This window comes from Streptomyces sp. NBC_00028 (assembly GCF_045041065.1).
GTDB lineage: Bacteria > Actinomycetota > Actinomycetes > Streptomycetales > Streptomycetaceae > Streptomyces.
On sequence record NZ_CP108293.1, the window covers coordinates 9,366,677 to 9,391,703 of the forward strand.

The 25,027-nt window shown below is 70.4% G+C and carries 21 protein-coding genes and 1 pseudogene; 16 read left to right on the plus strand and 6 right to left on the minus strand.

Going from position 1 to position 25,027, the window contains the following annotated elements; genetic code table 11:
* Positions 1-10 precede the first annotated feature (10 nt).
* On the minus strand, positions 11-1,426 hold the full coding sequence (locus OG885_RS42475) for a family 2B encapsulin nanocompartment shell protein (RefSeq protein ID WP_405741950.1): 1,416 nt from the start codon (positions 1,424-1,426) through the stop codon (positions 11-13).
* Between the two features lie 322 nt (positions 1,427-1,748).
* Between OG885_RS42475 and OG885_RS42480 the strand changes: the two genes are divergently transcribed.
* On the plus strand, positions 1,749-3,665 hold the full coding sequence (locus OG885_RS42480) for an ABC transporter ATP-binding protein (protein ID WP_405741952.1): 1,917 nt from the start codon (positions 1,749-1,751) through the stop codon (positions 3,663-3,665).
* 165 nt (positions 3,666-3,830) lie between these two features.
* Here OG885_RS42480 and OG885_RS42485 read toward each other — a convergent pair whose 3' ends face one another.
* Positions 3,831-4,544 (minus strand): M23 family metallopeptidase, encoded by a 714-nt coding sequence (locus OG885_RS42485; RefSeq protein ID WP_405741954.1) that lies wholly within the window; start codon positions 4,542-4,544, stop codon positions 3,831-3,833.
* A gap of 223 nt (positions 4,545-4,767) precedes the next feature.
* Between OG885_RS42485 and OG885_RS42490 the strand changes: the two genes are divergently transcribed.
* Positions 4,768-5,847 (plus strand): bile acid:sodium symporter family protein, encoded by a 1,080-nt coding sequence (locus OG885_RS42490; RefSeq protein ID WP_405741956.1) that lies wholly within the window; start codon positions 4,768-4,770, stop codon positions 5,845-5,847.
* Positions 5,848-5,881: 34 nt separating this feature from the next.
* Here the strand turns inward: OG885_RS42490 and OG885_RS42495 are convergent, their stop codons facing one another.
* On the minus strand, positions 5,882-6,166 hold the full coding sequence (locus OG885_RS42495) for a hypothetical protein (protein WP_405741957.1): 285 nt from the start codon (positions 6,164-6,166) through the stop codon (positions 5,882-5,884).
* Between the two features lie 161 nt (positions 6,167-6,327).
* Here OG885_RS42495 and rpmG point away from each other — a divergent pair, with 161 nt between their 5' ends.
* From rpmG to OG885_RS42535, 8 genes are all read left to right on the plus strand, one after another.
* Positions 6,328-6,492, plus strand: coding sequence for a 50S ribosomal protein L33 (gene rpmG, locus OG885_RS42500; RefSeq protein WP_399962477.1), 165 nt, complete (start codon positions 6,328-6,330; stop codon positions 6,490-6,492).
* A gap of 47 nt (positions 6,493-6,539) precedes the next feature.
* On the plus strand, positions 6,540-6,800 hold the full coding sequence (locus OG885_RS42505) for a type B 50S ribosomal protein L31 (RefSeq protein ID WP_405741959.1): 261 nt from the start codon (positions 6,540-6,542) through the stop codon (positions 6,798-6,800).
* Positions 6,801-6,840: 40 nt separating this feature from the next.
* Positions 6,841-6,963, plus strand: a complete 123-nt coding sequence (gene ykgO / locus OG885_RS42510) for a type B 50S ribosomal protein L36 (protein WP_006130958.1) — start codon at positions 6,841-6,843, stop codon at positions 6,961-6,963.
* Positions 6,964-7,121: 158 nt separating this feature from the next.
* Entirely contained in the window at positions 7,122-8,660 is a 1,539-nt protein-coding gene (locus tag OG885_RS42515; protein WP_405741961.1) for a CHAD domain-containing protein, read from the plus strand.
* 129 nt (positions 8,661-8,789) lie between these two features.
* The gene (locus OG885_RS42520; RefSeq protein ID WP_405741963.1) at positions 8,790-9,572 is read left to right on the plus strand and encodes a VOC family protein; all 783 of its coding nucleotides are present in this window, start codon (positions 8,790-8,792) and stop codon (positions 9,570-9,572) included.
* 94 nt (positions 9,573-9,666) lie between these two features.
* Positions 9,667-10,104: an NfeD family protein gene (locus OG885_RS42525; protein WP_399962485.1), complete on the plus strand. Its 438-nt coding sequence runs from the start codon at positions 9,667-9,669 to the stop codon at positions 10,102-10,104.
* 29 nt (positions 10,105-10,133) lie between these two features.
* Complete coding sequence (locus OG885_RS42530) at positions 10,134-11,228, plus strand: SPFH domain-containing protein (protein ID WP_405741965.1); 1,095 nt, start codon at positions 10,134-10,136, stop codon at positions 11,226-11,228.
* A gap of 133 nt (positions 11,229-11,361) precedes the next feature.
* Complete coding sequence (locus OG885_RS42535; RefSeq protein ID WP_405741967.1) at positions 11,362-12,276, plus strand: PfkB family carbohydrate kinase; 915 nt, start codon at positions 11,362-11,364, stop codon at positions 12,274-12,276.
* A gap of 78 nt (positions 12,277-12,354) precedes the next feature.
* Here OG885_RS42535 and OG885_RS42540 read toward each other — a convergent pair whose 3' ends face one another.
* Positions 12,355-12,924 carry a hypothetical protein gene (locus OG885_RS42540; RefSeq protein ID WP_405743140.1) on the minus strand — a complete coding sequence of 190 codons (570 nt, stop codon included), beginning with the start codon at positions 12,922-12,924 and terminating at the stop codon, positions 12,355-12,357.
* Between the two features lie 82 nt (positions 12,925-13,006).
* Positions 13,007-13,306 (minus strand): annotated as a pseudogene (locus OG885_RS42545) (hypothetical protein); the annotation flags it as partial.
* Between OG885_RS42545 and OG885_RS42550 the strand changes: the two are divergent.
* Positions 13,251-13,415 (plus strand): hypothetical protein, encoded by a 165-nt coding sequence (locus tag OG885_RS42550; RefSeq protein ID WP_405741969.1) that lies wholly within the window; start codon positions 13,251-13,253, stop codon positions 13,413-13,415. The pseudogene OG885_RS42545 and the gene OG885_RS42550 overlap by 56 nt on opposite strands.
* Positions 13,416-13,453: 38 nt before the next feature.
* On the opposite strand, the gene OG885_RS42555 is transcribed toward OG885_RS42550, so the two are convergent.
* Positions 13,454-14,494, minus strand: coding sequence for a LacI family DNA-binding transcriptional regulator (locus tag OG885_RS42555; RefSeq protein WP_405741970.1), 1,041 nt, complete (start codon positions 14,492-14,494; stop codon positions 13,454-13,456).
* A gap of 333 nt (positions 14,495-14,827) precedes the next feature.
* On the opposite strand from OG885_RS42555, the gene OG885_RS42560 reads away from it, so the two are divergent.
* From OG885_RS42560 to OG885_RS42580, 5 genes are all read left to right on the plus strand, one after another.
* A complete protein-coding gene (locus tag OG885_RS42560; RefSeq protein ID WP_405741972.1) occupies positions 14,828-15,775 on the plus strand; it encodes a carbohydrate ABC transporter permease in 948 nt (315 codons plus the stop codon).
* Positions 15,772-16,593, plus strand: coding sequence for a carbohydrate ABC transporter permease (locus OG885_RS42565; RefSeq protein ID WP_405741974.1), 822 nt, complete (start codon positions 15,772-15,774; stop codon positions 16,591-16,593). The genes OG885_RS42560 and OG885_RS42565 overlap by 4 nt, the downstream gene beginning before the upstream one ends.
* A 43-nt stretch (positions 16,594-16,636) precedes the next feature.
* On the plus strand, positions 16,637-17,902 hold the full coding sequence (locus OG885_RS42570; RefSeq protein WP_405741976.1) for an ABC transporter substrate-binding protein: 1,266 nt from the start codon (positions 16,637-16,639) through the stop codon (positions 17,900-17,902).
* Positions 17,903-18,038: 136 nt separating this feature from the next.
* Complete coding sequence (locus OG885_RS42575; protein WP_405743142.1) at positions 18,039-21,068, plus strand: family 78 glycoside hydrolase catalytic domain; 3,030 nt, start codon at positions 18,039-18,041, stop codon at positions 21,066-21,068.
* A 112-nt stretch (positions 21,069-21,180) separates the two neighbouring features.
* Positions 21,181-24,378: a family 78 glycoside hydrolase catalytic domain gene (locus tag OG885_RS42580; RefSeq protein ID WP_405741978.1), complete on the plus strand. Its 3,198-nt coding sequence runs from the start codon at positions 21,181-21,183 to the stop codon at positions 24,376-24,378.
* The last annotated feature ends 649 nt before the right edge of the window (positions 24,379-25,027 follow it).

A 25,027-nucleotide genomic window follows, 5' to 3' on the forward strand; every position in this document is an offset into this window, starting at 1 on the left:
GTTCTGCTCCTTAGTCGCGTCCGCGGGCGATCTGCACGTTCTCCATCACGCCGAGCGCGTCGGGCACGAGCACCGCGGCGGAGTAGTACGTGCTGACGAGATAGGACATGACGGCCTGCTCGTTGATGCCCATGAACCGTGCCGAGAGTCCCGGCTCGACCTCGTCCGGCAGCCCGGTCTGCCACAGACCGATGACCCCTTGGTTCTTCTCGCCCGTGCGCATGGCGATGATGGAGCTGGTCTGCTCCTTGCTGATCGGGATCTTGTTGCAGGGCAGGATCGGGACGCCGCGCCAGGCGGGGACGGACTGTCCGCCGACGTCGACGTGGTCCGGGTAGAGCCCGCAGGCGTTGAAACCGCGTCCGATCGCGGCGATGGTCCTCGGATGGGCGAGGAAGAACTTGGTGCCGCGGCGACGACAGAGCAGATCGTCCATGTCATCCGGGGTCGGCGGCCCTGAGTGGGTCTGGATGCGCTGCTTGAAGTCGGCGTTGTGCAGCAACCCGAACTCGGGGTTGTTGACGAGCTCGTGCTCCTGGCGCTCGCGCAACGCCTCGATGGTCAGCCGGAGTTGTTCCTCCGTCTGGTTCATCGGCCCGTTGTAGAGGTCGGCGACCCGGGTGTGGATCCGCAGCACGGTCTGTGCGACGGAGAGTTCGTACTCCCGAGGCTTCAGCTCGTAGTCGACGAAGGTGTGCGGCACGTCGATCTCGCCGACATGACCGGCCGACAGGGCGATCTCGGCCTCGCCGTGCTTGTTCTGCCGACGCCCGGTGGCCGAGGTGAACTCGCTGACGTGGGCCTGAAGACCGGGCGCGGAGTCCTTCACGGCGGTGAAGTCGGCGCGGGAGAGGGTCAGCAGCGTGCCCGATGTCTCGGCGGTGGCCGTGTACGCGTAGCGGGCCTCGGAGTCGAGGAGGGCGTCCTCACCGAAGTGGTCGCCGTCCGCGAGCACCGCGAGGGAGATCTCCCCGCCGTACTTGCCCTCCCCGGACTGACTGACACGCCCGTGGGCGATCAGGTGGATCCGGTCCGCAGGGCTGCCGCGCTCGACGATGACCTCGCCGGCGGCGAAGTCCCGCTGGTTGCAGCGCTCGGCGAGCGCGGTGAGGGCGTCCAGGTCCTCGAAGCCTCGCAGTAAGGCCAGTTCACCCAGTTCGCGCGGGATCACACGGACGGTGGAACCCTCCTGCACGAACTCGATGCGCCCGTCGCCGACGGTGTGCCGCAGCCGTCGGTTGACCCGGTAGGCGCCTCCCTTGGTCTCGACCCAGGGCAGCATCCGCAGCAACCAGCGGGAGGTGATCTCCTGCATCTGCGGGGCGGACTTCGTGGTGTGGGTGAGGTTGCGTGCGGCGGCGGTACTCAGGGACTGCTGCGGAGCTGCTGGTGCGGCCTGGGTTTCCGGGCTGCTGTCCACGGTCATCGCGGGGGGCTACTCCTTCTTGGCCGGCATCGGTGATCCATCCACTCGCTGGACCGTAATCGCCGGTAGAGCCGCCTCGCCCGGATAACCCGGATGCTTCCTCCGAAGCAGTGACAATCATGCGAATACGGTTTATCGGACCGTTGAGCGACATCACGCCACCCGCCGCGCATGATCAAGCCATCGGGAGAGGCCCGCGCCCTTGGGGTGAATCGACGACAGCCGTCCCCTGGTGTCCGGTTCTCGCCGCTGTGCGGTAAATGCCTGGACTGAGGGCCGCAGATGACGGGACACTTCCGACTTCCAAACCTCCGGGAGTGTGATGGGGACAACAGACACGCGAGCACCGGCGCCGGGCAGGAGCGCGGTCGTTCTGGCACTGCGCCGCTACGGCCAGGAACTGCTGAGACTTCGACGACTGGCCCTGCCCGCCCTGCTGCTGCCGGCCCTGGGCAACATCGGCACCCGTTACGTCGCGCCCCTGCTCATCGCCAAGCTGGCGGGTCAGGCCGTCGACGGCGGTCTCACCCTCGGCGCGGCGCTGCCGTACGTGTTGGGCTTCGGCGTGACGCTGCTGCTCGCCGAGGCCGTGTGGCGGGTCGGGCAGCACTGTCTGAACCGCGTGGACGCCCTCGGCATGGAGCACCTGTACGTGAGCGGCATGGACGAACTCCTCGCCAAGGACGCTGCGTTCTTCCACGACAACTTCGCCGGCTCCCTGACCAAGCGGGTGCTGAGCTACGGCAAGCGCTTCGAGGACTTCGTCGACACGATGACGTACCGGATCGTGGGCAGCCTCGTCCCCCTCCTGTTCGGCGCCGTGGTGCTGTGGAGCTACGAACCGATGCTCGTCGTCGGCCTCTTGGTGATGATCGCGCTGACCGTGGCGGCCGCGACACCGCTGATCCGGCGCAGGCAACGGCTCGTCAACGACCGCGAGGCGGCGCTCGCCCGGGTCTCCGGCCATGTCTCCGACAGCCTCATGAACATGGAGACCATCCGGGCGTTCGCGGCCGAACGCCGGGAGGCCGACGAGCACCGCAGCCGGGTCGCGGACTCCCGGCGCCTGACGCTGAGGTCGTGGGACTACGGCAATCTGCGCGTCGACACCCTCATCGCCCCGATGTCGGTGCTGACCAACGTACTCGGCCTGCTCCTCGCCATCGCTCTCGGCGGCCCGGCCCAGGGAGTGGAGCAGATCGTCGTCGCCTTCACGTACTACTCCAACGCGACCCAGATCATGTTCGAGTTCAACCAGATCTACCGACGCCTGGAAAGCTCGATGACCGAGGCCGCGCAGTTCACCGAGCTGATGCTGGATCCGCCCACGGTGCTCGACCCGACGGAACCCGAACCGCTCGCATCGCGCGACAGCGGCGTCCGGTTCGAGACGGTGACCTTCGCCCACGCCGGCGCGAAGCCGATCTTCGAGGGACTCGACCTGGACGTGCCCGCGGGCGCCCGGATCGGTCTGGTCGGCAGGTCCGGCGGCGGCAAGACCACCCTCACCCGGCTCCTGCTGCGGATGTCGGACATCGACGGCGGACGCATCCTGATCGGCGGGCAGGACATCGCCCGGCTGCGCCAGAGCGACCTTCGCTCACTGATCGCGTACGTCCCGCAGGAGCCCGCCATGTTCCACCGCAGCCTGCGGGACAACATCGCCTTCGCCCGGCCCGGCGCCACCGACGACGAGATCCGCGCCGCGGCCGGGGCCGCGCACGTCACGGAGTTCGCCGACCAGCTCCCCGACGGTTTCGCGACCTTGGTGGGGGAGCGCGGAGTGAAACTCTCGGGCGGCCAGCGCCAGCGCGTCGCCCTCGCCCGGGCCATCCTGCGTGACGCCCCGGTCCTGCTGCTCGACGAGGCGACCAGCGCACTGGACTCGGAGAGCGAGATCCTCGTCCAGGACGCCCTGTGGCGGTTGATGGAGGGACGCACCGCGCTCGTGGTCGCCCACCGTCTGAGCACCGTCGCCGGCATGGACCGCCTTGTCGTCCTCGACCGGGGAAGCGTCGTCGAACAGGGCTCCCACCACGAACTGCTCACGGCGAACGGCGCCTACGCCAAGCTGTGGCAGCACCAGTCGGGCGGCTTCCTCGGCGAGAGCGCGGAGTCCGATCCCGAGGACCCGGCCGCCCCCGGAGCGGGGCTCGGCGGCATGCCGGGACAGCCCGGCCGGGCGCCGGCCGAGGACGGCAGAACGCCGACACCCGCTCGTACGAGCACGGGGTCCTGACCGGTGGTCTCGGCCCGGCGCGGGCCGCGCCCGTTCACACCGGGTGCGGCCCGCGCCGAGCCGGGCCCGGGATGCCCTTGGGGCACCGGCCTCGACCGCCGGGCCGCCGCGGCGGACTCTCCTACGAGGAACGCGTCGGCGCGCTCGACACCGAGGGTCCGCCCCTCAGGGGATCCGGATCCCGCGCCCCGCCATGTACCGCACGGGGTCGATGTCCGTGCCGTAGTGGCGGCGGGCGCGTACCTCGAAGTGGAGGTGGGGGCCCGTCGCGCGACCCGTGGCGCCGGTGAGCCCGATGCGCTGGCCGGGGGTGACGCGCTGGCCTTCGCGCACCTGGATGCGGGAGAGGTGGGCGTACAGGGCGTAACTGCCGTCCGGCAGCCGCATGGTGACGGCCTTGCCGTACGTCCCGGAGCGGCGGGCGAGGACGACGACGCCGGAACCCACGGCGTACGCGGGGGTGCCGAGGGGGGCGGCGAGGTCGATGCCGGTGTGGTGGCCGGCGAGCCAGGGACCCCGGAGGCGGTAGCGGGCGGTGACCTTGTAACTGCGGCGCAGGGGCCGGGCCCAGCGGGGTCGGGACAGTGCGTCGGTCTCGGCGAGGTCGCGGTCCTCCTGGCGTTGGTCCGGGCCCGGTTCGAGGACTTCGGCGAGCGCGGCCTCGTAGTCCCAGTCGACGAACTCCGCACAGGCGCCGTCTGTTTCCTGGCCGGTCTCGGGGGCGAGCACCTCGCCGGGGTCGAGTACGTCCCCGCGGGCGGGAGGCGCGTCGGTAGCGGGCGGCTCGTCGGGTATTCGGCCGGCGATCGTGCCGCCGGCGAGCAGTGCCGCCGTCAGGCCGAGGGCCCGGCGACGGGTCGTACCGGATTCGTGGTCCATGTCCACGAGCACATCGCCGTGGCGCGCGGCTCGCACGCTTCCGTACGCCGATCGGGCAGGAGTGAGGCGACCGCAGTAGCGCGCGTCCCTCGATCGGGTGGGCCGGACGGCATGACTGTTGACGTCGTTCACCTCCGAAGCCGGTTGAGCCGGTGCGACCACGCGCCCGCCGCTCGACGCACCGCGCGCGAGGTGATTCTGAGCGACTCGTAGACTCCGCTGTGTGAAGTTCGTGCAGCGCAGGCTGCTGTGGCTGATGCTCCTCTGCTACCTGTCGGCCGGCGTGTTCCCGGGGCCCGGGGAGAGGGTGCGTGGGCTGGCGCTGCCGGTCTCCGTGGGGGGCAAGGCGCTGACGGTGTCGATGGTGTTGTTGGCGGTGATGCTGTTCAACGCCGGGCTGGGGGTGCGGGTCGCCGATCTGCGGGGTGTGATGGCACGGCCGGTGCGGCTGATGCTCGGCGTCGCGGCCAACGCCCTGCTGCCCCTGCTGGTGGTTCCGGTCGTCGCGGTCGGCCTGCGGGCCTGGCCCGATGCGGCGGAGGCGGAGGGCCTGGTGGTCGGGCTGATGCTGGTGCTGGCGATGCCGATCGCGGGCGGTGCCGCTTCCTGGGGGCAGAACGCGGGCGGCAACGTCCCTCTGGCCGTGGCCATGGTGATCGGCTCCACGCTGCTCAGCCCGCTCACCATCCCGCTGGGGATGCGGGTGACCGGCCTTCTGGTCGGTCCCGACGGTGCCGGTGCCCTGGACGACACGAGCACGGTCGACTTCATCGCCCGGACCGGGGCCGGATTCTTCGCCCTGGTGTCGGTGGTGCTGCCGTGCCTCGTCGGCATCGCCGTACGGGCCGCGCTCGGCGAGGACCGTGCGCGGCGTCTCCTGCCGGCGGTCAAAGCCGCCAACGTGCTGAACATCCTGCTGCTCTGCTACCTCAACGCGGCCGGCGCCCTGGGGCAGGCCCTCGCGCACCCTGATCCGGACCTGCTGGTGCTCGCCCTCGGGCTGTCCGGCGCGGTGTGCTGCCTGGCCTTCGCCTGCGGCCGCTGGATGTCCCGCTGGACGGGCGGCGACCGGCCCGACCAGATCTCCCTCACCTTCGCGACCGGCATGAACAACAGCAGCGCCGCGGCCGTGCTGGCCGCCGGCTGGTTCTCCCACCGCCCCGAGGTCCTGCTGCCGATCCTCTCCTACAGCCTCTTGCAGAAGGTCGTCGCAGGGACGGCGGGGAAGCCGCCCGGCCTCAAGGGGAGGTTCTCCATCGGCAGGCCGGGCGCCCGGTCACGCCGCGCAGCACATCAGCACTGAGGGACGTACGAGACATTTCACGGACGTGTTCGAGTCAGGGGGTGTCGGCGCTGGCCTCGGCGGGTTCAGCTCCGGCCTCCCGGGCCATGGTCAGGAACCGGTGGATGGCCTCGATGGGCATGTCCAGTCCTTCGGACGCGGACTGCTCGTCACCGAAGACGCGTACGGCCTCGGTGACGGCGACGGCCAGCTCGGACTCTGCCTTGTGGACCTTGATCTCCGCCTTGTCCACGATGTCGACCGCCAGCAGTTGGCGGCGCTGCTTCTCCTGCAGCCGCTGCTTGCGGGAAGGAGCCTTCTCGGGGGTCTGCACTGTCATGACCAAGATCATAGTGAGTCGCGGAGCGGCCGCGGCCCGGTACCGTGAGGCTCCGTCCGAGGTGCCGGCGCACCCGGGAATGCACGGGACGGGAGCCGCGTTACAGACCCTGAATGACATGGCCGGGTCAAGCGGCTCGGTGATGGTGGAAGGAGTACCTCATGGCACGCAGCACCACGCGGCCCGTGGTCAAGCTCAGGTCGACAGCCGGTACCGGGGTGACCTACGTGACCCGCAAGAGCCGTCTGAACGACCCCGACCGGCTCGTCCTGCGCAAGTACGACCCGGTGGCCGGCCGGCACCTGCTGTTCCGCGAAGAACGATGACCCACCGCCTCGGCCGTCGGCCGGGGCACACGAAGGAGGCACCACCCATGAGGACCGGCATCCACCCGATCTCGCGCCCGGTCGTCTTCCGCGACCGCGCGGCAGGGTTCCGCATGCTCACCCGCTCCACCCTCGACGCCCAAGGCACGGTCGAGTGGGAGGACGGCGTCACCTACCCGGTGGTCGACGTGGACGTCTCGTCCGCGAGCCACCCGTTCTACACCGGCACCTCGCGCATCGTGGACACCGCGGGCCGGGTGGAGCGTTTCGAGCGGCGCTACGGCCGTACCGCCGCCGCCCGCCCCTGACGGCGACCTCGCCGTTCCCTCTCCCCGGAAGGAGACCGCTGTGAAGGTGCGCAAGTCCCTCCGCTCGCTGAAGGCCAAGCCCGGAGCGCAGGTGGTCCGCCGACGCGGCGTGACCTTCGTGATCAACAAGAAGGACCCCCGCTTCAAGGCCCGCCAGGGCTGACGCCGTCCCGTCAAGCCGTGGCGACACGGCGGCCCGGCACCGTACTCCGGTGCCGGGCCGCATCATGGGATGCCTCCTCTCGTCCGGAGTCGGAGGAGCCGGCCGCTGGATCGGTGCCGCACCTGTTTGAGCTGGGCGCAGGCGTGTACGCGAGAGACATGACCTCCTCGCAGCGTGAGACAGAGCGAAAGTACGAGGCTCCATCGGCCGACGACACCACGTGGCTTCCGGACCTCGCCGGCGTGGCCGCCATCGAGGCGGTCGTGGCACAGGGCATCGACGAGCTGGACGCCGTGTACTTCGACACGGAGGACCTGCGCCTGGCGGGCGCCTCGGCGACCCTGCGGCGCAGGACGGGCGGCGCGGACGCCGGATGGCACCTGAAACTGCCCCTCTCGGGGGACACCCGGGAGGAAGTGCGGGCCCCACTGTCCGACACACTTCCGGACACGCTGAGCGACCTGGCTCTGTCCCGCACCCGAGGGGCGGAGCTGGCGCCGGTCGTGCGGATCCGCTCCACCCGGGAGACCCGCGGCCTCGTCGACGGCGACGGCAATGTCCTGGCCGAGCTGACCCTCGACAGGGTCCGGGCCGAGTCCCTGCGCGGCCTGCCCACGCTGGCCGTGTGGACCGAGATGGAAGTCGAGCTCGCGCAGGACACGGATCCCTCGCTGCTCGACGCCGTGGACAAGACGCTGCGCAAGAAGGGCGTCGACCGCGCGGGCCGGCCGTCCAAGCTGGCCCGTGCTCTGGAGGAGACGGGAGTGGGCGGGCGGCGGCTGCCGGACGAGCGGGTCGAGACCGTCGAGCCCGGCTCGGCCGGGGACGAGGTGCTCCGGTACCTGGACGAACAGGTGCGCACTCTGGTGAGCCTCGACCCCGCGGTCCGCCGCGACCGGCCCGACGCCGTGCACAAGATGCGTGTCACCTGCCGCCGGCTGCGCAGCACCCTGCGCTCCTACCGTTCGGTACTGGACCGTGCGGTCACCGACCCGATCCGCGACGACCTCAAGTGGCTGGGCGGCGAGATGGGCGCCGAACGCGACCAGGAGGTCCTCATGGAACGGCTCACCTCCCGCGTCGGGGCCGCGCCGCGCGAGCTGGTCCTCGGCCCCGTCACCGCCCGCCTTCAGGCGTGGAACGTCGCCAACGCCACCGCGGCACACCGGCGCACCCTCGATGCCCTGCGCACCTCCCGCTATCTGGCCCTGCTCAACGCGCTGGCCGCGCTCACGCAACACCCGCCGCTGCGTCGCAAGGCCAGCCGCAAGCCCGAGAAGGTGCTGGTCAAGTCGATCCTCAAGGAGTACGAGCGGCTCGCCGGCCGAGTGACCCACGCGCTGGAACTCTCCCCGGGAACGGAGCGTGACACGGCCCTGCACGAGGCCCGTAAGGCGGCCAAGAAGACGCGCTACGCCACCGAGCCGGCACGCGCCACGCTCGGCAAGCCAGCCAAGCGGCTCAGGAAGCGCGTGAAGGCCGTACAGAAGGTGCTCGGTGATCACCAGGACAGCGTCGTGGCACGGGACGCCCTGCGGAGTCTGGCCCTGACGGCGCACTCCGCGGGGGAGGCCGGCTTCACCTGGGGTCTGCTGTACGGCCAGGAACAGGCCGTGGCCGCGGAGCGTGAACGGGAGCTCCCGGAGGTGTGGGCCGAAGCGTCGGAGCCGGGTCTGCGCAAGGCGCTCGGCCACTGACACCCGCCCCTACGGGCACCCCCCGGCCGGGTGAAACAGCCTCGGCGGTCCGAGTCGGTGCGATGGGCCCTGTCGAGGAGGGCGGCATCGTTGCGGAGTCCCGACATCGGATTGCGCAGGAGGAAACGCATGCTCGGCACCGACTTCCGCACCGGATCACCCAACTGGATCGACCTCGGCAGCCCCGACATCGAAGCGGCCGCCGCTTTCTACGGGGCCGTCTTCGAGTGGCGGTTCATTTCCGCGGGGCCGGACGCGGGCGGGTACGGGTTCTTCCAGAAGGGCGCGAAGATCGTCGGCGCGCTCGGCCCGCTGACGGAGGAGGGCGCCAAGTCGGCCTGGACGACGTACTTCCAGAGCGACGACATCCAGGCCACCGCGCGGGATGTGCTCGCCGACGGGGGCACTGTGCGTGCCGAGCCCATGGACGTCATGGGCGAGGGCTGGATGGCCCAGTTCACCGACCCGCAGGGCGCGCAGTTCGCCGCCTGGCAGCCCGCGAGGACGAAGGGCCTGGAGGTGGCTTCGGAGGACAACACGCTGGTGTGGACGGAACTGCACGCCGGCGACCCGGCGGCGGCGATCCGCTTCTACCAGGGGCTGTTCGGCTGGCGTACCCAGGAGATGCAGGCTCCCGGGATGACGTACCAGGTGCTCAGCATCAAGGACGGCGACCAGCAGGAGGGCTCCTTCGGCGGTGTGGCCCAGCTCCAGGACGGCGGGGAGGACGCGCGCTGGATCCCGTACTTCGCCGTGGCCGACGCCGACGCGGTCGAGACGAAGGCGCGGGAGAACGGCGGTTCGGTGCTGATGCCGGCCACGGACGTGCCGGATGTCGGGCGAATCGCCTGGCTGGCCGACTCGGGCCGGGCGGCGTTCGCCGTACTGAAGCCGAATCCGCGTCAGGGATGACAGCCGCGCCCGAGAACGCCGGGTGCAGGGCTCGTCCCGCCCGGCGTTCCGGGCGGTAACTTGGTGGAGGATGCCCCCGAAGGAGGGCGATGGGATGCCATGGTTCGTGTGGCTGCTCCTTGCCGCGGCGCTCGGCGTCGCGGAGTTCTTCACGCTGACACTGGTCCTGGGCCTGTTCGCGGGCGCGGCGTTGGTCGCCGCCGTGGTCGCGGGCGTGGGCATCGGGACCCTCGGACAACTCGTGGCGCTCGGCGTGACCGCGTCGGCGGGGCTGCTCCTCGCCCGCCCGGTCGCGCTGCGGTACATGGCGGAGACACCGCTGATGCGCGACGGCAGCGACGCGCTGATCGGCAGGCGCGCCGAGGTCGTGCAGGAGGTCACCGCGACCCGTGGCCTGATCAAACTCGGCGGCGAGGAGTGGACCGCCCGGGCCCTCGACGAGAGCCAGGTGATCCCGGTGGGGGCACTGGTGGACGTCATGGAGATCCAGGGCGCCACCGCCATCGTCTACCCCCGCGAGCTTCTGCCCTGAGCGTCTGATCGCACGGTTATGGAGGCACTGTGGAACCAGTTGTCATCGCCGTTGTCGTGGCGGCCATCGTCATCGTCTTCCTTGTCGCCTCCACGGTGCGGATCGTGCCGCAGGCGCGCCGCTACAACATCGAGCGGTTCGGCCGATACCGGCGCACGCTGCAACCGGGTCTCAACTTGGTGCTGCCGGTGGCGGACCGCATCAACACCAAACTCGACGTGCGGGAGCAGGTCTATTCGTCCGACCCCCGACCGGTGATCACCGAGGACAACCTCGTGGTGAACATCGACACCGTTCTCTACTACCAGATCACGGATCCACGGGCGGCGGCCTACGAGGTCGCCGACTACCTGCAGGCGATCGACCAGCTCACCGTGACCACGCTGCGGAACGTCATCGGCAGCATGGACCTGGAGGAGACGCTCACCTCGCGTGAGGAGATCAACTCCCGGCTCCGGGCCGTCCTCGACGACGCCACCGGCAAGTGGGGCATCAGGGTCAACCGTGTGGAGATCAAGGCCATCGACCCACCGCACACCATCAAGGAGGCGATGGAGAAGCAGATGAGGGCCGAGCGTGACAAGCGCGCGGCGATCCTGCACGCCGAAGGGGAGCGGCAGGCCAAGATCCTCACGGCGGAGGGCACGAAGCAGAAGGACATCCTGGAGGCGCAGGGCGCGCAACAGGCCATGATCCTGCGGGCGGACGGCGAGGCGAAGGCGGTGGAGCTCGTCTTCCAGGCGGTCCACCGCAACAATGCCGATCCGAAGGTCCTGGCCTACAAGTACCTGGAGACGCTGCCGCACTTGGCGGGTAGCGACAACAACACGTTCTGGGTGATCCCGGGAGAGCTGACCGAGGCGGTCCGGACCGTCACCCGTGCGTTCGGTGACCAGTCGACGGCGACTCCGGCTCCTGCGGCGCAACCCGAGAGCGCAGCTCCTGCCGGCGCCGGTGAGGTATCGGACGAAGCCCGCGGTCCCGCACTCGAATCGGGCTCGACGGCTCTGCTCGACGCCGCCAAGGCCGCCGACGAGGCCGGGAAGGAGGCCGCCGCAGCCGTGAACGACGCCAAGGCGGAGGCCGAGGCCGCACAGTCGACGACGGCGTCGCGTCGGGCGTAGACATACGGGGCGTCTCGGTTGTGACGCCTTTCGTGTGTTCGCGGTGGGTAGGGTGCGGCTGGGGTGGCGCGTACACCTGGCTGCCGCCTCGCCCCGCCTCCGCGCTCCGCACACACCTGGACGGTCGACCGACGTGCCAAGACGCCCCGAGGGACTGTTCGTCGGCCTGTGTACGTTCGACGTGGTCCAGCTCGTCGACCATGTGCCGGGCGCGGACGAGAAGGTGACGGCTCTTCGGCAGACGGTGGCCGCGGGTGGGCCGGCGGCCAACGCGGCCGTCGCCTTCGCGCACCTCGGTGGCGCGGCCACGCTGCTCACGTCGGTCGGGTGCCACCCTATGGGTGTCGTGGCCGCGGCGGAGTTGCGGGGGCTCGGGGTGACGGTGCGGGATCTGTCGGCCGACTCGGCCGCGCCGCCCGCCGTGTCCTCGATCCTGGTGACCGCGTCCAGCGGCGAGCGGGCGGTCGCGTCGACCAACGCGTCGGGACGCCGGATCACGGTGCCGGATGACCTGGCGGCGGTGGTGGCGGGGTACGACGTCGTCGAGTTCGACGGACATCACATGGAGCTGGCGGTGGCCGTCGCGCGCGCCGCACGTGCCGCCGGATGCCGGACCGTCCTCGACGGCGGCAGTTGGAAAGAGGGCACGGAGCAGCTGCTGGCCTCGGTCGACGTGGCCGTCTGCTCGGACGCCTTCCACCCGCCCGGCACCGCATGTCCTGAGGAGGTGCTGCGGTTTCTGCGCGAACGCGGGGTCACCTGGGCGGTGGTGAGCCGGGGCGGGCGGCCCCTCGTGTGGGAGGGGCCGAACGGCGGCGGCACGGTGGAGGTACCGGACGTGCGGGTCGTGGACACGCTGGGCGCGGGCGACGTGCTGCACGGCGCTCTCGCTCACCGGCTCACCGCACAGGGCGAGTTGACCGCGCGGGGATTCGCGGCGGCTCTGCGTGAAGCCGCCGTGTGGGCCTCACGGGCGTGCACGTCGTTCGGCACACGGGACTGGATGCGGGAGGGGCCTTCGCCGTCCGGGACTTCGTTGGTGCCGTGAGGTCCCGGACGGCCGTGCACACGTGAGGGAACACGCACCCGCTTCCCGGAGACGCGGCGGCGAGGAGCGGAGCAGGTGTCACGGGGCGTAGGTGATGTGGGGGCGGGGCGGGGTGGACATGCCGGATCCGAGGAAGTAGTCGACCTGGTGGGACTGCATGTACCCCTTGAAGGTCATGGCGTTCCGATAGGCCGGGTTGGGCGCGAGGGTGTACAGCCGGGTGGTCGTGGGCTGGTTCGTGGTGAAGATGATCAGCTCGTCGTAGGCGGAGTCGGTGTACATCGCCTCCTCGCGCCAGTCGCCGACGATGTCGCCCACGAAGAGGGGGTTGATCCCCTGGGAGGCGTCGACGGCACCGTAGTTCCAGGTGCTCACCAGGCGCGGCACGCTGCCGGTCGACGTCGGGTGCAGCGGGCCCCACTTCTCGATCTTGCCGTCGTTGAGCAGTTCCGCGGTGAGGTCGCCGTCCCACCACAGGCCCAGCTGCGGCCAGGGGCGCTTGGCGGTGTCGGGTTCGGTGAGGGCGTTGGTGCGCGCGTTGTACAGGCCGGAGAACGACCAGACCTCCATGCCCGGGTAGCGGGAGTCGATGTCGGCGGCCATGCCATGTCCGACGTCGGCGGGGCCGCCGTAGTGCTGCCAGATCAGGGCGCCGGTGGATGCCCTTGGGGCCCATGGAGTAGCGCAGGGTGCCGTCGCCGTTCAGGACGAACCCGATCTCGGCGATCTCGTCGGTGCCGTCGCCGTTGACGTCGATGGCGCGGGTGTTGTGTCCGTCGGGTGCGTCCTGGCTGCCGCGTTGCCAGGTCCACTGGCGGTCCAGCGAGCCGCCGTCGTACTTCCAGGCGCCGATCATCAGGTTGAACGCCCCGCCGTCCTGCCGGTTCTTCATGAAGGCGACCAGGCTGGAGGTCGTTCCGTCGAGGTAGGCCACGCCGAGGCGGGCGGCGAGCGGGCCGTCGGACAGATAGGTCGTGGGGATCGACGAGTACCGGCTGAGCGCGCCGGTGCGGCCGTCGAGGACCGCCATCCACTGCCGGGAGTCGTCGGCGTGCGTCCAGGTGGTCCCGTCGCCGAAGGTCACCCCGTCGGCGATCTTCAGGGCGACCTCGGCGTCGCCGTCGCTGTCGAAGTCGTAGACCGTGACACGGGCAGGGCCCGCCCGGGCGGCGTCGCCCTACCCGTTCACGCCCGCGGTGGTACGGCGGGCGACCAGCGTGGGGGAGAGCTTGATCTGCACGGAGGTCTTGGTGCGGTCGGCGATCCGCTCCAGCAGCAGACGCACCGCGTTGCCGCCGATCTCGTGCCCCGCCTGGTCGACGCTGGTCAGGGAGATGGGGCTGAAGGAGGCGAACGTCGTGTTGTCGTACCCGGCGACCGAGATGTCGCCGGGAACGGACAGCCCGGCGTCGGTGAGGGCTTCCAGGGCGCCCATCGCGACGATGTCCGCGCCGGCGAAGACGGCCGTGGGCCGTCGTGAACGGGCGAGCAGTTGCCGGGCGCCCTCGTATCCACCCTGTTGGGTGTAGGTGGTGGAGACGATGTCGATCTCGTCGGCGAGGCCGTGCGCCCGCATGGCACGCCGGTAGCCGTCCGCGCGCTGGGCGTTGGGCATCTCCGCGATGCGCGTGGGGTCGGTCTCGTGGTGCTCGATATGAGCGATACGGCGGTGGCCGAGGCCGACGAGGTGATCGATGACCAGGGACGCGCCCGCCATGTCGTCGTCCGTGACGGTGTCGTAGACGGGGGACTGCCCGTGCCGGCCGACCACGACGGTCGGCACGGCGGAGGCGACGTGCTCCAGGCGGGCGCGCGAGGAGACGGGAGCGATCAGGATGATGCCGTCCATCCCCCGGTCGATCATGGCCTCCGTGACCCGGGCCTCGGTCCGCTCGTCGTTGCAGCCGCCGGGGCCCAGGAAGACCTGGTAGTCGGTGTCGGCGAGGCGGCCGGTAACGCCGTCGACGATCTCGGGGAAGAAGGGGTTGCGGATGTCCGGGAGCATCACGCCGATGGTGTACGTCTGGCCGCGCAGACCCCGCGCGGCCGCCAGGGGCCGGTAGCCGAGCTCGTCGATGGCGCGCCGCACCTTGGCCCGCATCTCAGGGCTCGCCCCATAGGCGTTGCGCAGCACTTTGGACACCGCGGTGGTGGACACCCGCGCATGACGGGCCACGTCGACGATCGTCACGCGACGTGCGGGCTTGGGCGGCTCCATGCGGCTTCCTCCGGTGCCGTGGGCAACGTTGGCGGAAAGTGTACGGAGAAAGTCCTCCCGGGGTAAGTGCGATCAACGGAGCGGGATCGGTCGGACGGGGACAGCGCCGTAACAATCCTGCAGCGTGCGCGGCATCTTGACGTCATGCGGCGGGCTCTCTAGGGTCTGGCACCACCCGATGGGAAACGTTACCCGTCAGCCCCCAGCGGGTGCGCGTTCCGCTGTCGTCCGCAGCCCACAACACAACATTCCCGGCGGGTGCCCTCACTCCGCCGAGCCGCTCCAGCCCGCAACGGGCAGGCTTTGAATCGTTTCAAGGAAGCAGGTCCGCCCGTGACCCTCGCCCCGAACGCCCAGCTCCCGGACCGTGACCACTCCCCGGACCCCGTCCCGGGCGCCCCGGCCCGCCGGGCGCGCACCACACCGCCCTGGTGGTTCATGGCTCCGGCCCTGCTGCTGTTCGCCTTCGTCGTCCTTGTCCCCAGCGCCCGCGGGCTGTACTACGCGTTCACCGACTGGGACGGCCTGGACCCCGACTTCTCCTTCGTCGGCCTGGACAACTTCGCCGAGATGACCCGGGACGCCGACGCGGTCCAGGCCATCTGGCACACCCTGCTCATCGCCGTGGCCATCACGATCGTGCAGAACGCGGTGGGGCTGCTGCTGGCCCTGGGCGTCAACTCGGCCATCAAGTCCCGCAATCTGCTCAGGGTCCTGCTGTTCGCGCCGGCGGTGGTCACCCCGATCGTGACCGCCTACCTGTGGCGGAACCTGCTCGGCCCGGACGGCGCGGTCAACAGCCTCTTCGGCGCCGTAGGACTCGACGGCTTGCGGCAGGACTGGCTGGGCAGCCCCGACCTGGCCCTGTGGACGATCGTCGCGGTGATCGTCTGGCAGTACGCGGGCTATTCGATGGTCATCTTCCTGGCCGGACTGCAGTCGGTACCCCCGGAGATTCACGAGGCCGCCTCCCTCGACGGCGCCGGCCCCGTGCGCCGCTTCTGGTCGGTGACCCGGCCGCTGCTGGCCCCGGCCTTCACGATCAACCTGCTGCTGTCGAGCATCGGCGGGCTCAAACTCTTCGACCAGGTCTACGCGTTGACCGGCGGCGGCCCCGGGCACGCGACCGACACCCTCTCCACGCTCATCTACAAGGACGCCTTCACCCTCGGCGAGTTCGGCTACAGCATCGCCCTCGCCGTGGTTCTGACGATCGTCGTCGCCATCGCCTCCACCGGTCAGTACGCCATGCTGGCCCGCAGCGAGAGGGCCGCCTCGTGAACCGCTACCGCCCCCGCACCCTTGCCCTCGAACTGTCGATGATCGCCATCGCGCTCACCGTCGGCTTCCCGGTCTACGTCCTGGTCAACCTCGCCATGCGACCGGCCTCGGACACCTCGTCCCCCATCAGCCCGACCAGCTCGCCGACCCTGGACAACTTCACCACCACCTGGCAACAGGGCGCCCTCGGCGGGGCGTTGGCCAACAGCCTGCTGGTGACGGCGTGCAGCGTCGTGATCGTGCTGACCGTCTCCTCCCTCGCCGCCTATCCGCTGGCCCGCATCACGGCCCGCTGGTCACGAGGCACCTATCTGCTGGTCCTCCTCGGCCTCGTACTGCCGTTCCAACTCGCCTCGCTCCCGCTGTACCAGACCATGCGCGACCTGGGCCTCCTCGGCACCCCATGGGCGCTCGTGCTCTTCTACTCCGGCCTCCAGGTCCCGTTCACGGTCTTCCTGTACGCGGGTTTCCTGCGCGCCCTGCCCCGTGACTTCGAGGACGCGGCCCTGATCGACGGCTGCTCCCCGCTCCAGAGCTTCCGGTATGTCGTCCTGCCCGTGCTCAAGCCCATCACGGTGACCGCGCTGGTGCTCAACACCGTCACCATCTGGAACGACTTCTTCACCCCGCTGCTGTACCTCAGCGGCAGCGCCCAGCAGACCATGCCCGTCGCCATCGCGGGTTTCGTCGGCCAGTACGTCACCGACTGGAACCTCATCTTCGCCGCCCTGGTGATCAGCATCCTGCCGGTCCTGCTCATCTACTTCCTCCTGCAACGCAGCATCATCAACGGCTTTGCCGGAGGGCTGCGGGGATGACGCCTCGCCCTCACCCCGCCTTCTGCTCCGCAAGGGAGACACGATGAAGACACGCATGCTCACGGCCCTCGTCACCACGGCGACGGCCACCGCCCTGCTGGCCGCCTGTAGTGGCGGCACCAAGTCCGCGTCCGGCGCCGGCGGTTCCAAGACCCTGACACTGGCCTCGGTCGACCAGGGCTCCATCGAGGACGTCGTCAAGGCGTTCGAGAAGGCCAACCCGGGCGTCAAGGTCCGCTACACCACCAGCGGCGCCGACCAGTACCAGCAGCAGATCCGTACCCAACTCGCCTCGGGCACCGCACCCGACGTGATGTCGGTGTGGCCCGGCAACGGCAACCCCGGCGCCACCCACGTCCTCGCCAAGCCCGGCTATCTGCGCGACCTCTCCGACCAGCCGTGGGCCGCGAAGATGCCGGCGGCGATCAAGTCCGTCGCCCAGTACGAGGGCAAGACGTACAACGCGATCTTCGGCCAGAACGGCATCGGCGCGGTCTACAACGAACAGGCCCTGAAGAAGGCCGGCCTCACCCCGCCGGACACCTGGACGAAGCTGCTCGCCTTCTGCCGCGACGCCAAGGCCAAGGGAACCCCCGCCTTCGCGCTGGGCAACCAGGACAACTGGGTGACCCAGCTGGTGCTGTACGCGCTGGTCGCCACCACCGTCTACGGCCCCGACCGGAACTTCGACCAGAAGATGCAGGCGGGCCGGGCCACCTTCGCGAAGTCCGAGTGGGCCACCGCCCTGGACAAGTACCTGACGATGGAGAAGACCGGCTGCTTCCAGAAGAACCCGCTGGGCACCAACTACGAGGCCAGCCAGCAGCTCGCCGCCACCGGCAAGACCCTCGGCATCGTCCAGGGCAACTGGGTCATCGCCCTGCTCAAGGGCAAGAACCCCGAGGGCACGTTCACGCTCAAAGCGCTTCCGGCGACCGACACCCCCTCCCAGACCCTCATCCCGGCCGCGGCCGGCGCCGGGTACGGCGTCAACGCCAAGGCGAAGAACCCCGAACTGGCCCTGAAGTTCGTGAAGTTCGTGATGTCACCGCAGGGCATGAACCTGTTCGTCAAGAAGCAGGGCGGCCTGCCCTCCCTCCCGGACACGGGTTACCGGGCCGACGCCTCGCTCACCGAGCTGTCGGCGTTCATCACCGCCAACCGCACCGTGCCGTTCATGGACCAGCTGTGGCCCAACGCCAAGGTGCAGCAGACCATGCTCAGCGGCCTCCAGGAGATCTTCAGCGACCAGAGCACGCCGGAAGAGCTCCTCAAGGACATGGACAGCGACTACCAGGCCGGCTCCTGACCGCCGGGCCGGCGCCCGAAGGGCCGACGGAGTGAGCGATGAAGCACCCCAGAACCGAAGGAGTGGCCATGCCGAAGGACCGACGGGACCCGGCCGGCGCGCCGTGCTCGCGGCGACCGCGGGCGCGGTGCCGCTGATGGCCGGCACGACGGGCGCGCCGCCCGACGGGGCCGCGCCGCGGCGCCCCGTGGAGGAGGGCGAAGTGTATGGACTGACCGTGCAACACCGCACCGACCCGCTCGGCGTGGACGCCGCACGCCCCCGCTTCGGCTGGCGCATGCGGTCCGCCGGGCGCGGACGGAGCCAGGGCGCCTACGAGATCCTCGTGGCGAGCTCACCGGGCAAGCTGTCCGGGGACCGCGCCGACGTCTGGAGCAGCGGCCGTGTCCCGTCCGCCGAGTCGGTGACCGTCCGCTACCGGGGGAAGCCGTTGCGGGCCGCGACCCGCTACCACTGGACCGTCAACGTCTGGGACGCCCAGGGCCGCTGGATCGGCAGCGGCCCCGTGGCCTGGTTCGAGACGGGCCTGATGAGCACCGACGGCGTCACCGGCTGGGACGACGCCGAGTGGATCGGGATGAGCGGCAAGAGGCCCCACTCGCCCGGCGCGCCGATGCTGCGCACGCAGACGCGCCTGAAGGGCCGGGTCCGTGGGGCGCGGCTGTACGTCTCCGCGCTCGGCGTCTACGACGCCTACGTCAGCGGGCACCGGGTGACCGTCCCGCAGGACGGCGGCACCACCCTCGAACTGCTGCCGCCCGGCTGGACGAACTACGACGTCCGCACCGACTACCTCACCTACGACGTCACCCACCTCGTCGCCCGGGAACCGGTCGTCACCCTGGCGGCCGTCCTCGGCAACGGCTGGTACAACGGTCGGATATCCGAGGGCAGTTCGTACTGGTCCGAGGACGGCCACGCCCTCGCCCTGAAGGCCAAGCTGCTGATCCGCTACGCCGACGGCACCACCGAGTCCGTAGTCACCCGGCCGGACGGCACCTGGAAGGCCACCGACACCGGCCCCTGGCGCGCCGACGACCTCTACGACGGCGAGACCTACGACGCCCGCGCGGAACTGCCCGGCTGGACGTCCTCCGGCTACGACGACTCCGCCTGGTCCGACACCGAACGCGTCCCCTACACGACCGTGTACCCCGACGCCCAACTCCTTGCCTACCCGGCCGAGTCCGCCCGGCTGATGAGCCGCTGGGACCGCCGGCCTCAGTCGGTCACCGTGTACACGGGCGTGACCGGTGCGGGCCGGGGCCGCGTGGTCGTCGATCCCGACCGCACGGTGACCGACCCGCTCAAGGCGGCCACCGCCCAGGTCGTGATCGGCGCGGGCGACACCGCGCTCTTCGACCTGGGCCAGAACATGGTCGGGGTGCCGCGCTACAGCGTGCGCGGCCCCGCCGGCGCCCAAGTCGCCTTCCGGTTCGGGGAGATGCTCAACGACGACAGCGCCGGCGCGGACGGCCCCGCGGGCTCGGTCTACCGGGCCAACCTCCGCACCGCCAAGGCCACCAGCACCTATGTCCTCAAGGGTGACCACGACGGCGAGACCCACCAGGACTCCCTCACCTTCTACGGCTTCCGCTACGCGTCCGTCACCGCGACCGAGACGGTCACGATCACCCGGCTTACGGGCAGGGTCGCCACCTCCGTGGTGCACGAGACCGGGGCGGTCACCACCGACGACCCGGACACCAACCAGCTGATCAGCAACATCCGTTGGGGCCAGCGCGGCAACTACCTGTGGGTGCCCACCGACTGCCCCCAGCGCGACGAGCGCCTCGGCTGGACGGGCGACACCCAGGTCTTCGCCACCACCGGCCTCTACAACGCGGACGCCGCCCCCTTCCTCGCCCATTTCCAGGACACGGTCGTCGACTCCGCGACGCTCTACGGCATGGACAAGGCCCAGTTCACCGGGGTCGCCCCCGGCGGACGCTACAACTGGCCGGGCGGCGGCAGCGGTTGGGCCGACTGCGGGGTCGTACTGCCCTGGACGCTGTGGCAGATGACCGGCGATCCGCAGGTCGTCGAGCGCAGCTGGCCCGCGATGACCCGCTACCTCGACTGGATCCGTCAGCAGACCGGCGACACCTACGCCGGACAGGGCTCCCTCACCGGCGACTGGCTCGCCCCGCAGCAGACCAGCGCCCAGTTGATGAGCGACGTCTACTACGGCTACACCGCTCACCTGATGGCCCGGATGGCCCGCGCCATCGACCGCCCGTCGGAGGCGTCCGCCTACGAGGAGCTCTTCACGGGCATCAAGCGGGCCTTCATCGCCAAGTACCTGAGCAGCGAAGGCGGGACGGTCACCCTCCGCTCCAGCCTCGGCGAAGCCTCACCGATCGAACCGGGCGTCGACCCGAACCAGACGACGGAGGACAACACCCAGTCCGCCCTGCTGTGGGTGCTCAAACTCGGCTTCTACGACACCGAGGCCCAACACCGGGCCCTCGTCGGTCACTTGGCGGACAACATCGGCAACGACGCGGCCTACAAGGCGGCCCACCCGGACAGCAGCCGGGTCAAGTACGCCGAGAACACCCTGTCCGTGGGCTTCCTCGGCGTCAACGTCCTCGCCCCGGTCCTCAGCGACGAGGGCCGCACCGACCTGGCGTACCGGCTCCTCCACCAGGACGCGATGCCGTCCTGGCTGTACTCGGTGCGGAACGGGGCCACCACGGTGTGGGAGCGCTGGAACTCCTACGCCGGGGACGACGGCTTCGGCCCGGTCAGCATGAACTCCTTCAACCACTACGCCTACGGCGCCGTCATGGAGTGGATGTACGCCTACATGGCCGGCATCGCCCGCGACCCCGACAGCCCCGGCTTCAAACACTTCCTCCTCCAGCCGCACCTCGACCCCACGGGGCGGATCACCCGCGTCTCGGCGGCCTACGAGTCTCCGTACGGCCGGATCAGGAGCGAGTGGGGGCTCGACGGGGGAGGCACGACCCTCTCGTACGACGTCCAGGTGCCCGCCAACAGCGAGGCCACCCTGCGCCTTCCGGCCGCCTCCGCCGACGCCGTCCGCGAGGGGCGGACGCCGCTGGCCGGCGTCGAGGGGGTGCGCTTCCTCGGCCATGCCGACGGTGTGGCCTCCTACCGGCTGCCCTCCGGCTCGTACCAGCTCACCAGCAGGCTTCGCTGACCAACGCGTGGGTGTGCGGGGGCGCCGTGCACCCACGCCGGGTGGGCAGGGATGCCGTACACCCGTGATTGAAACGTTTCATACATCTCGCTTCCGACGAGGGAGACTTCGCATGGCAGAGGCATCGAACGGCACACCGAGCCGCAGACGGGTGGTCGGCACCATGGCGGCATCCGCCGCGGGACGCGCTCTTCCCCTGACGCCAGGGCTTGCCGCGCAGAGCGCGTACGCCCAGCAGCAGGACAGCAGCGGTGGCGGCGCCCGGGTCGTGGGGCTCGCGATCGACGGCCGTGAGGACCGTCCGCTCGGTGTCGACGACCCCGCGCCGCGCCTGAGTTGGCGGGTCGTCCACGCGGGCGGAGGGTGGTTGCAGAGCGCCTACCAGATCCGGGCGGCGCGCTCGGAGCGCGACCTCGACGCCGGGCGCCTGCTGTGGGACAGCGGCAGGGTCCGCTCCGCCGCGCAGACCGACGTCGCGTGGCGGGGGCCCGCGCTCGGCTCACGAGACCGCGTCGTCTGGCGCGTGCGGGTATGGGGCGAGCGGGGCGAGGCGACCCCGTGGAGCGGCTCGGCCTCCTGGGAGATGGGGCTGCTACGGCACGCAGACTGGGGCGCGGCACGCTGGATCGAGTACGCCGGACGCACCGTCGACCAGCCGCTGCCCGTGTTCGCCCGCGCCTTCCGCGTCGACGGCCGAGGCGGCGGCGTCAGCAGGGCCCGGCTGTATCTGTCCGGCGTCGGACTCCACGTGGCCCGGCTCAACGACCGGCCCGTCACGGACGAGGTGCTCGCCCCGGGCAACTCCAACTACCAACTGTCCGTCGAGTACCGGGCCTACGACGTCACGCACCTCATCAGGAACGGCGACAACACCCTGGGTGTCGAACTGGGCCATGGCACCGCACTGGTGACCCGGTCCGTGACCAACAGCGCGACCGGGCGCGGCGCCCCGTACAGCTGGTGGCAGAGCCAGTTCAAGGGCACCGGAAGCCTGGTCGAGGCCGCCCCGCGGGGTTCCGGCGCCGTCAAGGTGAGCAGCGTGGCCAACTACCACGTCGGGGGCAGCGTCAACATCGACACCGGTGACGGGGGAGTGCGGCTGGAGTCACGGACGATCACGGCGATCGACACCGCGGGCACCACCCTCACCTTCCAGCCCGCCCTCTCCTTCGACCACGCCTCCGGCGCCGGGGTCTCCGCCTCGGGCAACTCGCTCGCGAGCACCGACCCCAGCGCGGGTGCCGCGGTCACCCCGCGTCTCATCGCCCGCCTTGAGGTCACCAAGGCCGACGGCACCGTCCAGACCATCGTCAGCGACCGCTCCTGGAAGGCGGCCCTCGGCCCGACGACCACCGCCAACTGGTACTCCGGCTCCGACTACGACGCCCGACGCGAACAGCCCGCCTGGACCGCTCCCGGCGCCGACCTGAGCGCGGCGGCCGAGCGCCGCGACGGCATGGCCATGGGCTGGGTCGACGCCGGCCTCGCCCCGCCCCCCAACCTCACCACCGAGCTGGTGTGGCGGGCGGCCGAGCCCCTCAAGGTCGTCGACAGGCTGCGACCGGTCAGCGTCACCCAGCCCCAACCGGGCGTCTGGGTCTTCGACTTCGGGCAGAACTTCGCCGGCTGGCCCCAGCTCGACCTGAAGGGCCGGGTCCCCGCCGGAACCACCGTCAAGCTCCGGCCCGCCGAGTCCCTGGCCCCGGACGGCACCGTGGACCAGGCATCCATCCGCGGCGGCGGCGCGGCCCGGGGAACCGACGTCTTCGCCGCCTACACCACCCACGGCGCGACCGTCGACGAGACGTGGCACCCGCGGTTCCACTACTTCGGCATGCAGTGGATCCAGGTCACCGGCCTGCCCGAGGGCTACACACCCACCCGCGACACGATCACCGGTCTGCAGATCCACGCGGACGTGCCGGCCGCGGGCGACGTGCGTACCTCGGACGAGCGGATCAACCGCATCCACCGTATGTCCCGTTACTCGATCATGAGCAACGTCATGTCGACGTTCACCGACTGCCCGGGCCGCGAGAAGCTCGCCTACCCGGCCGACTACCTCCAGCCCTTCGCCTCACTGCACCGCACCTTCGGATACGCCGCCTATCTGCGCACCATGGAACGGCACTTGGCCGAGGGCCAGTCCAAGGCGGGCGACAACATCGGCAACGTGGCGCTCAAGGCGCCGGTCTACGACTGGGGTTACACGGGCCGCTTCGGCGACGAGATCAACTGGGGCGACGGCATCGTCCTGACGCCGTGGTTCCTGTACGAGACGTACGGCGACACGCAGACGATGGCCCGCTACTACCCGCAGATGCAGGCCTTCGTCACCTACATCCGCACCAAGAAGGCGGGCACCGGCCAGGACGCCCACCTCGTGGACGCCGCGCTGGCCGACTGGATCGCGAGCGAGCAGACCTCCGGCCGTATCACCGGCACCTGGGGCTACCACCAGGTCGCCGACCGGATGGCCCGCATGGCCGACCTCCTTGGCCGCACGGCAGACGCCGCCGAGTACCGCAGCCTCGCCGCGAACATCAAGAAGGCCTTCAACGACGCCTTCTACAACAGCTCCCTCGGCCGTTACACCGCCCAGGGCGAGCAGGGCACCACGGGGGCGACCCAGGCCGCACAGGCGCTGGCACTGGACGAGGGGCTGGTGCCGGAGGGCGAGCGGGAGAAGGTCCTGGACGCGCTGGTCGAGCTGGTCCACGCCCATCAACCGTACGGCGGGGGCCCGCACTTCAGTGGCGGCACCATCGGCCTTGCCCCCATCGTCAGGGCCCTCCACGAAGGCGGCCGTGACGACGTCCTGTGGGACGTGCTCCAAGAGGAAACCCGCCCGAGCTACGGCTACTTCATGCGGCCCACGACGGCCAATCCGGGCGGTCTGACGACCCATCCCGAGCAATGGGACATGGGCAACTCCAAGAACCACATGATCCTCCTCCAGATCGAGGAGTGGTTCCACAGCGGCCTCGCCGGAATCCGCCGGCCGCGCGGCGGCGTGGCCTACCGCGAACTCGTCGTCGACCCGCGGCCGGTGGGCACACTGACGCACGTCGCGGGCAGCTACCGCACTCCCTACGGCGAGGTGTCGTCGGAGTGGACGCGCACGGACGGCGTCTTCCGCCTCAGGGTCGAGGTGCCGCCCAACACGACGGCGGAGATCCGGGTACCGACGGGAGGCGGCAAACCCGGGCAGGCGCCGGACGGGGCGAGGTTCGAGCGCGTCGACGGGGACCGGGCCGTGTACCGGGCCGGTTCCGGCTCTTACCTGTTCATCGCCCACGAGAAGCGGTAGCCGACACGGCAGTCGGCGAGCGGGAGGGACAGGACGTCCCTCCCGCTCCGCAGCACCCGGAATCTCCCCGGCGAGCCGACGCGGACGGTCGGGCTCGGTGTGTTCGTGTGCGTCGCGCGGTACGACGGTGTTGCGGGTCCGGATACTGCGTTCGTCACCGCGCGGCAGGACGACATCGGCACCGGGCTCTTCCTCATGGCGCATGCGTTCATGCGGCAGCAGCACATGGAACGGGCCGAGCTGGCGGCCAGTTCCGGGGTGGCTGTATGGGAACCGATGGCGACAGTCTCTGCATGCCCGAGGTTCGGCCGACGAACTTTGAGATCCACGCCATGAGCACTGCTGTCGCGGGCCACAGCCGCACTTCTGGAGGGAGATCCTGAAGCCTGAGCAGATCCACGATCAACCACTTGGCCCGCGAGGTCAACCGCGATCTGATCCAGCTCTCGGGCGCCAGAGTTCCTGAGGCTCTTCGCGACTTGGCCGAGCGGAGCGCAGTCGACTAGTTGATGTTGTTACAGGTTTCGCTGCGGCCGCGGCGGCGCTGAGTCCGCTGAAGCGGAGAGCCGGCCTGGGGTGGCGGGCAGGTCGGCTTCGGCGGCGGGAGTTGCGGGGGGACGCCGTCCGTCGCGTGGCGGACGGCGTCCTG

Coding starts and splice junctions, on each gene's coding strand:
- OG885_RS42475 (WP_405741950.1), bottom strand. CDS start 1,426: ATGACCGTGGACAGCAGCCCGGAAACCCAGGCCGCACCAGCAGCTCCG.
- rpmG (WP_399962477.1), top strand. CDS start 6,328: ATGGCACGCAGCACCACGCGGCCCGTGGTCAAGCTCAGGTCGACAGCC.
- OG885_RS42480 (WP_405741952.1), top strand. CDS start 1,749: ATGGGGACAACAGACACGCGAGCACCGGCGCCGGGCAGGAGCGCGGTC.
- OG885_RS42505 (WP_405741959.1), top strand. CDS start 6,540: ATGAGGACCGGCATCCACCCGATCTCGCGCCCGGTCGTCTTCCGCGAC.
- OG885_RS42580 (WP_405741978.1), top strand. CDS start 21,181: ATGGCAGAGGCATCGAACGGCACACCGAGCCGCAGACGGGTGGTCGGC.
- OG885_RS42570 (WP_405741976.1), top strand. CDS start 16,637: ATGAAGACACGCATGCTCACGGCCCTCGTCACCACGGCGACGGCCACC.
- OG885_RS42520 (WP_405741963.1), top strand. CDS start 8,790: ATGCTCGGCACCGACTTCCGCACCGGATCACCCAACTGGATCGACCTC.
- OG885_RS42555 (WP_405741970.1), bottom strand. CDS start 14,494: ATGGAGCCGCCCAAGCCCGCACGTCGCGTGACGATCGTCGACGTGGCC.
- OG885_RS42515 (WP_405741961.1), top strand. CDS start 7,122: ATGACCTCCTCGCAGCGTGAGACAGAGCGAAAGTACGAGGCTCCATCG.
- OG885_RS42495 (WP_405741957.1), bottom strand. CDS start 6,166: ATGACAGTGCAGACCCCCGAGAAGGCTCCTTCCCGCAAGCAGCGGCTG.
- OG885_RS42525 (WP_399962485.1), top strand. CDS start 9,667: ATGCCATGGTTCGTGTGGCTGCTCCTTGCCGCGGCGCTCGGCGTCGCG.
- OG885_RS42575 (WP_405743142.1), top strand. CDS start 18,039: ATGGCCGGCACGACGGGCGCGCCGCCCGACGGGGCCGCGCCGCGGCGC.
- OG885_RS42485 (WP_405741954.1), bottom strand. CDS start 4,544: ATGGACCACGAATCCGGTACGACCCGTCGCCGGGCCCTCGGCCTGACG.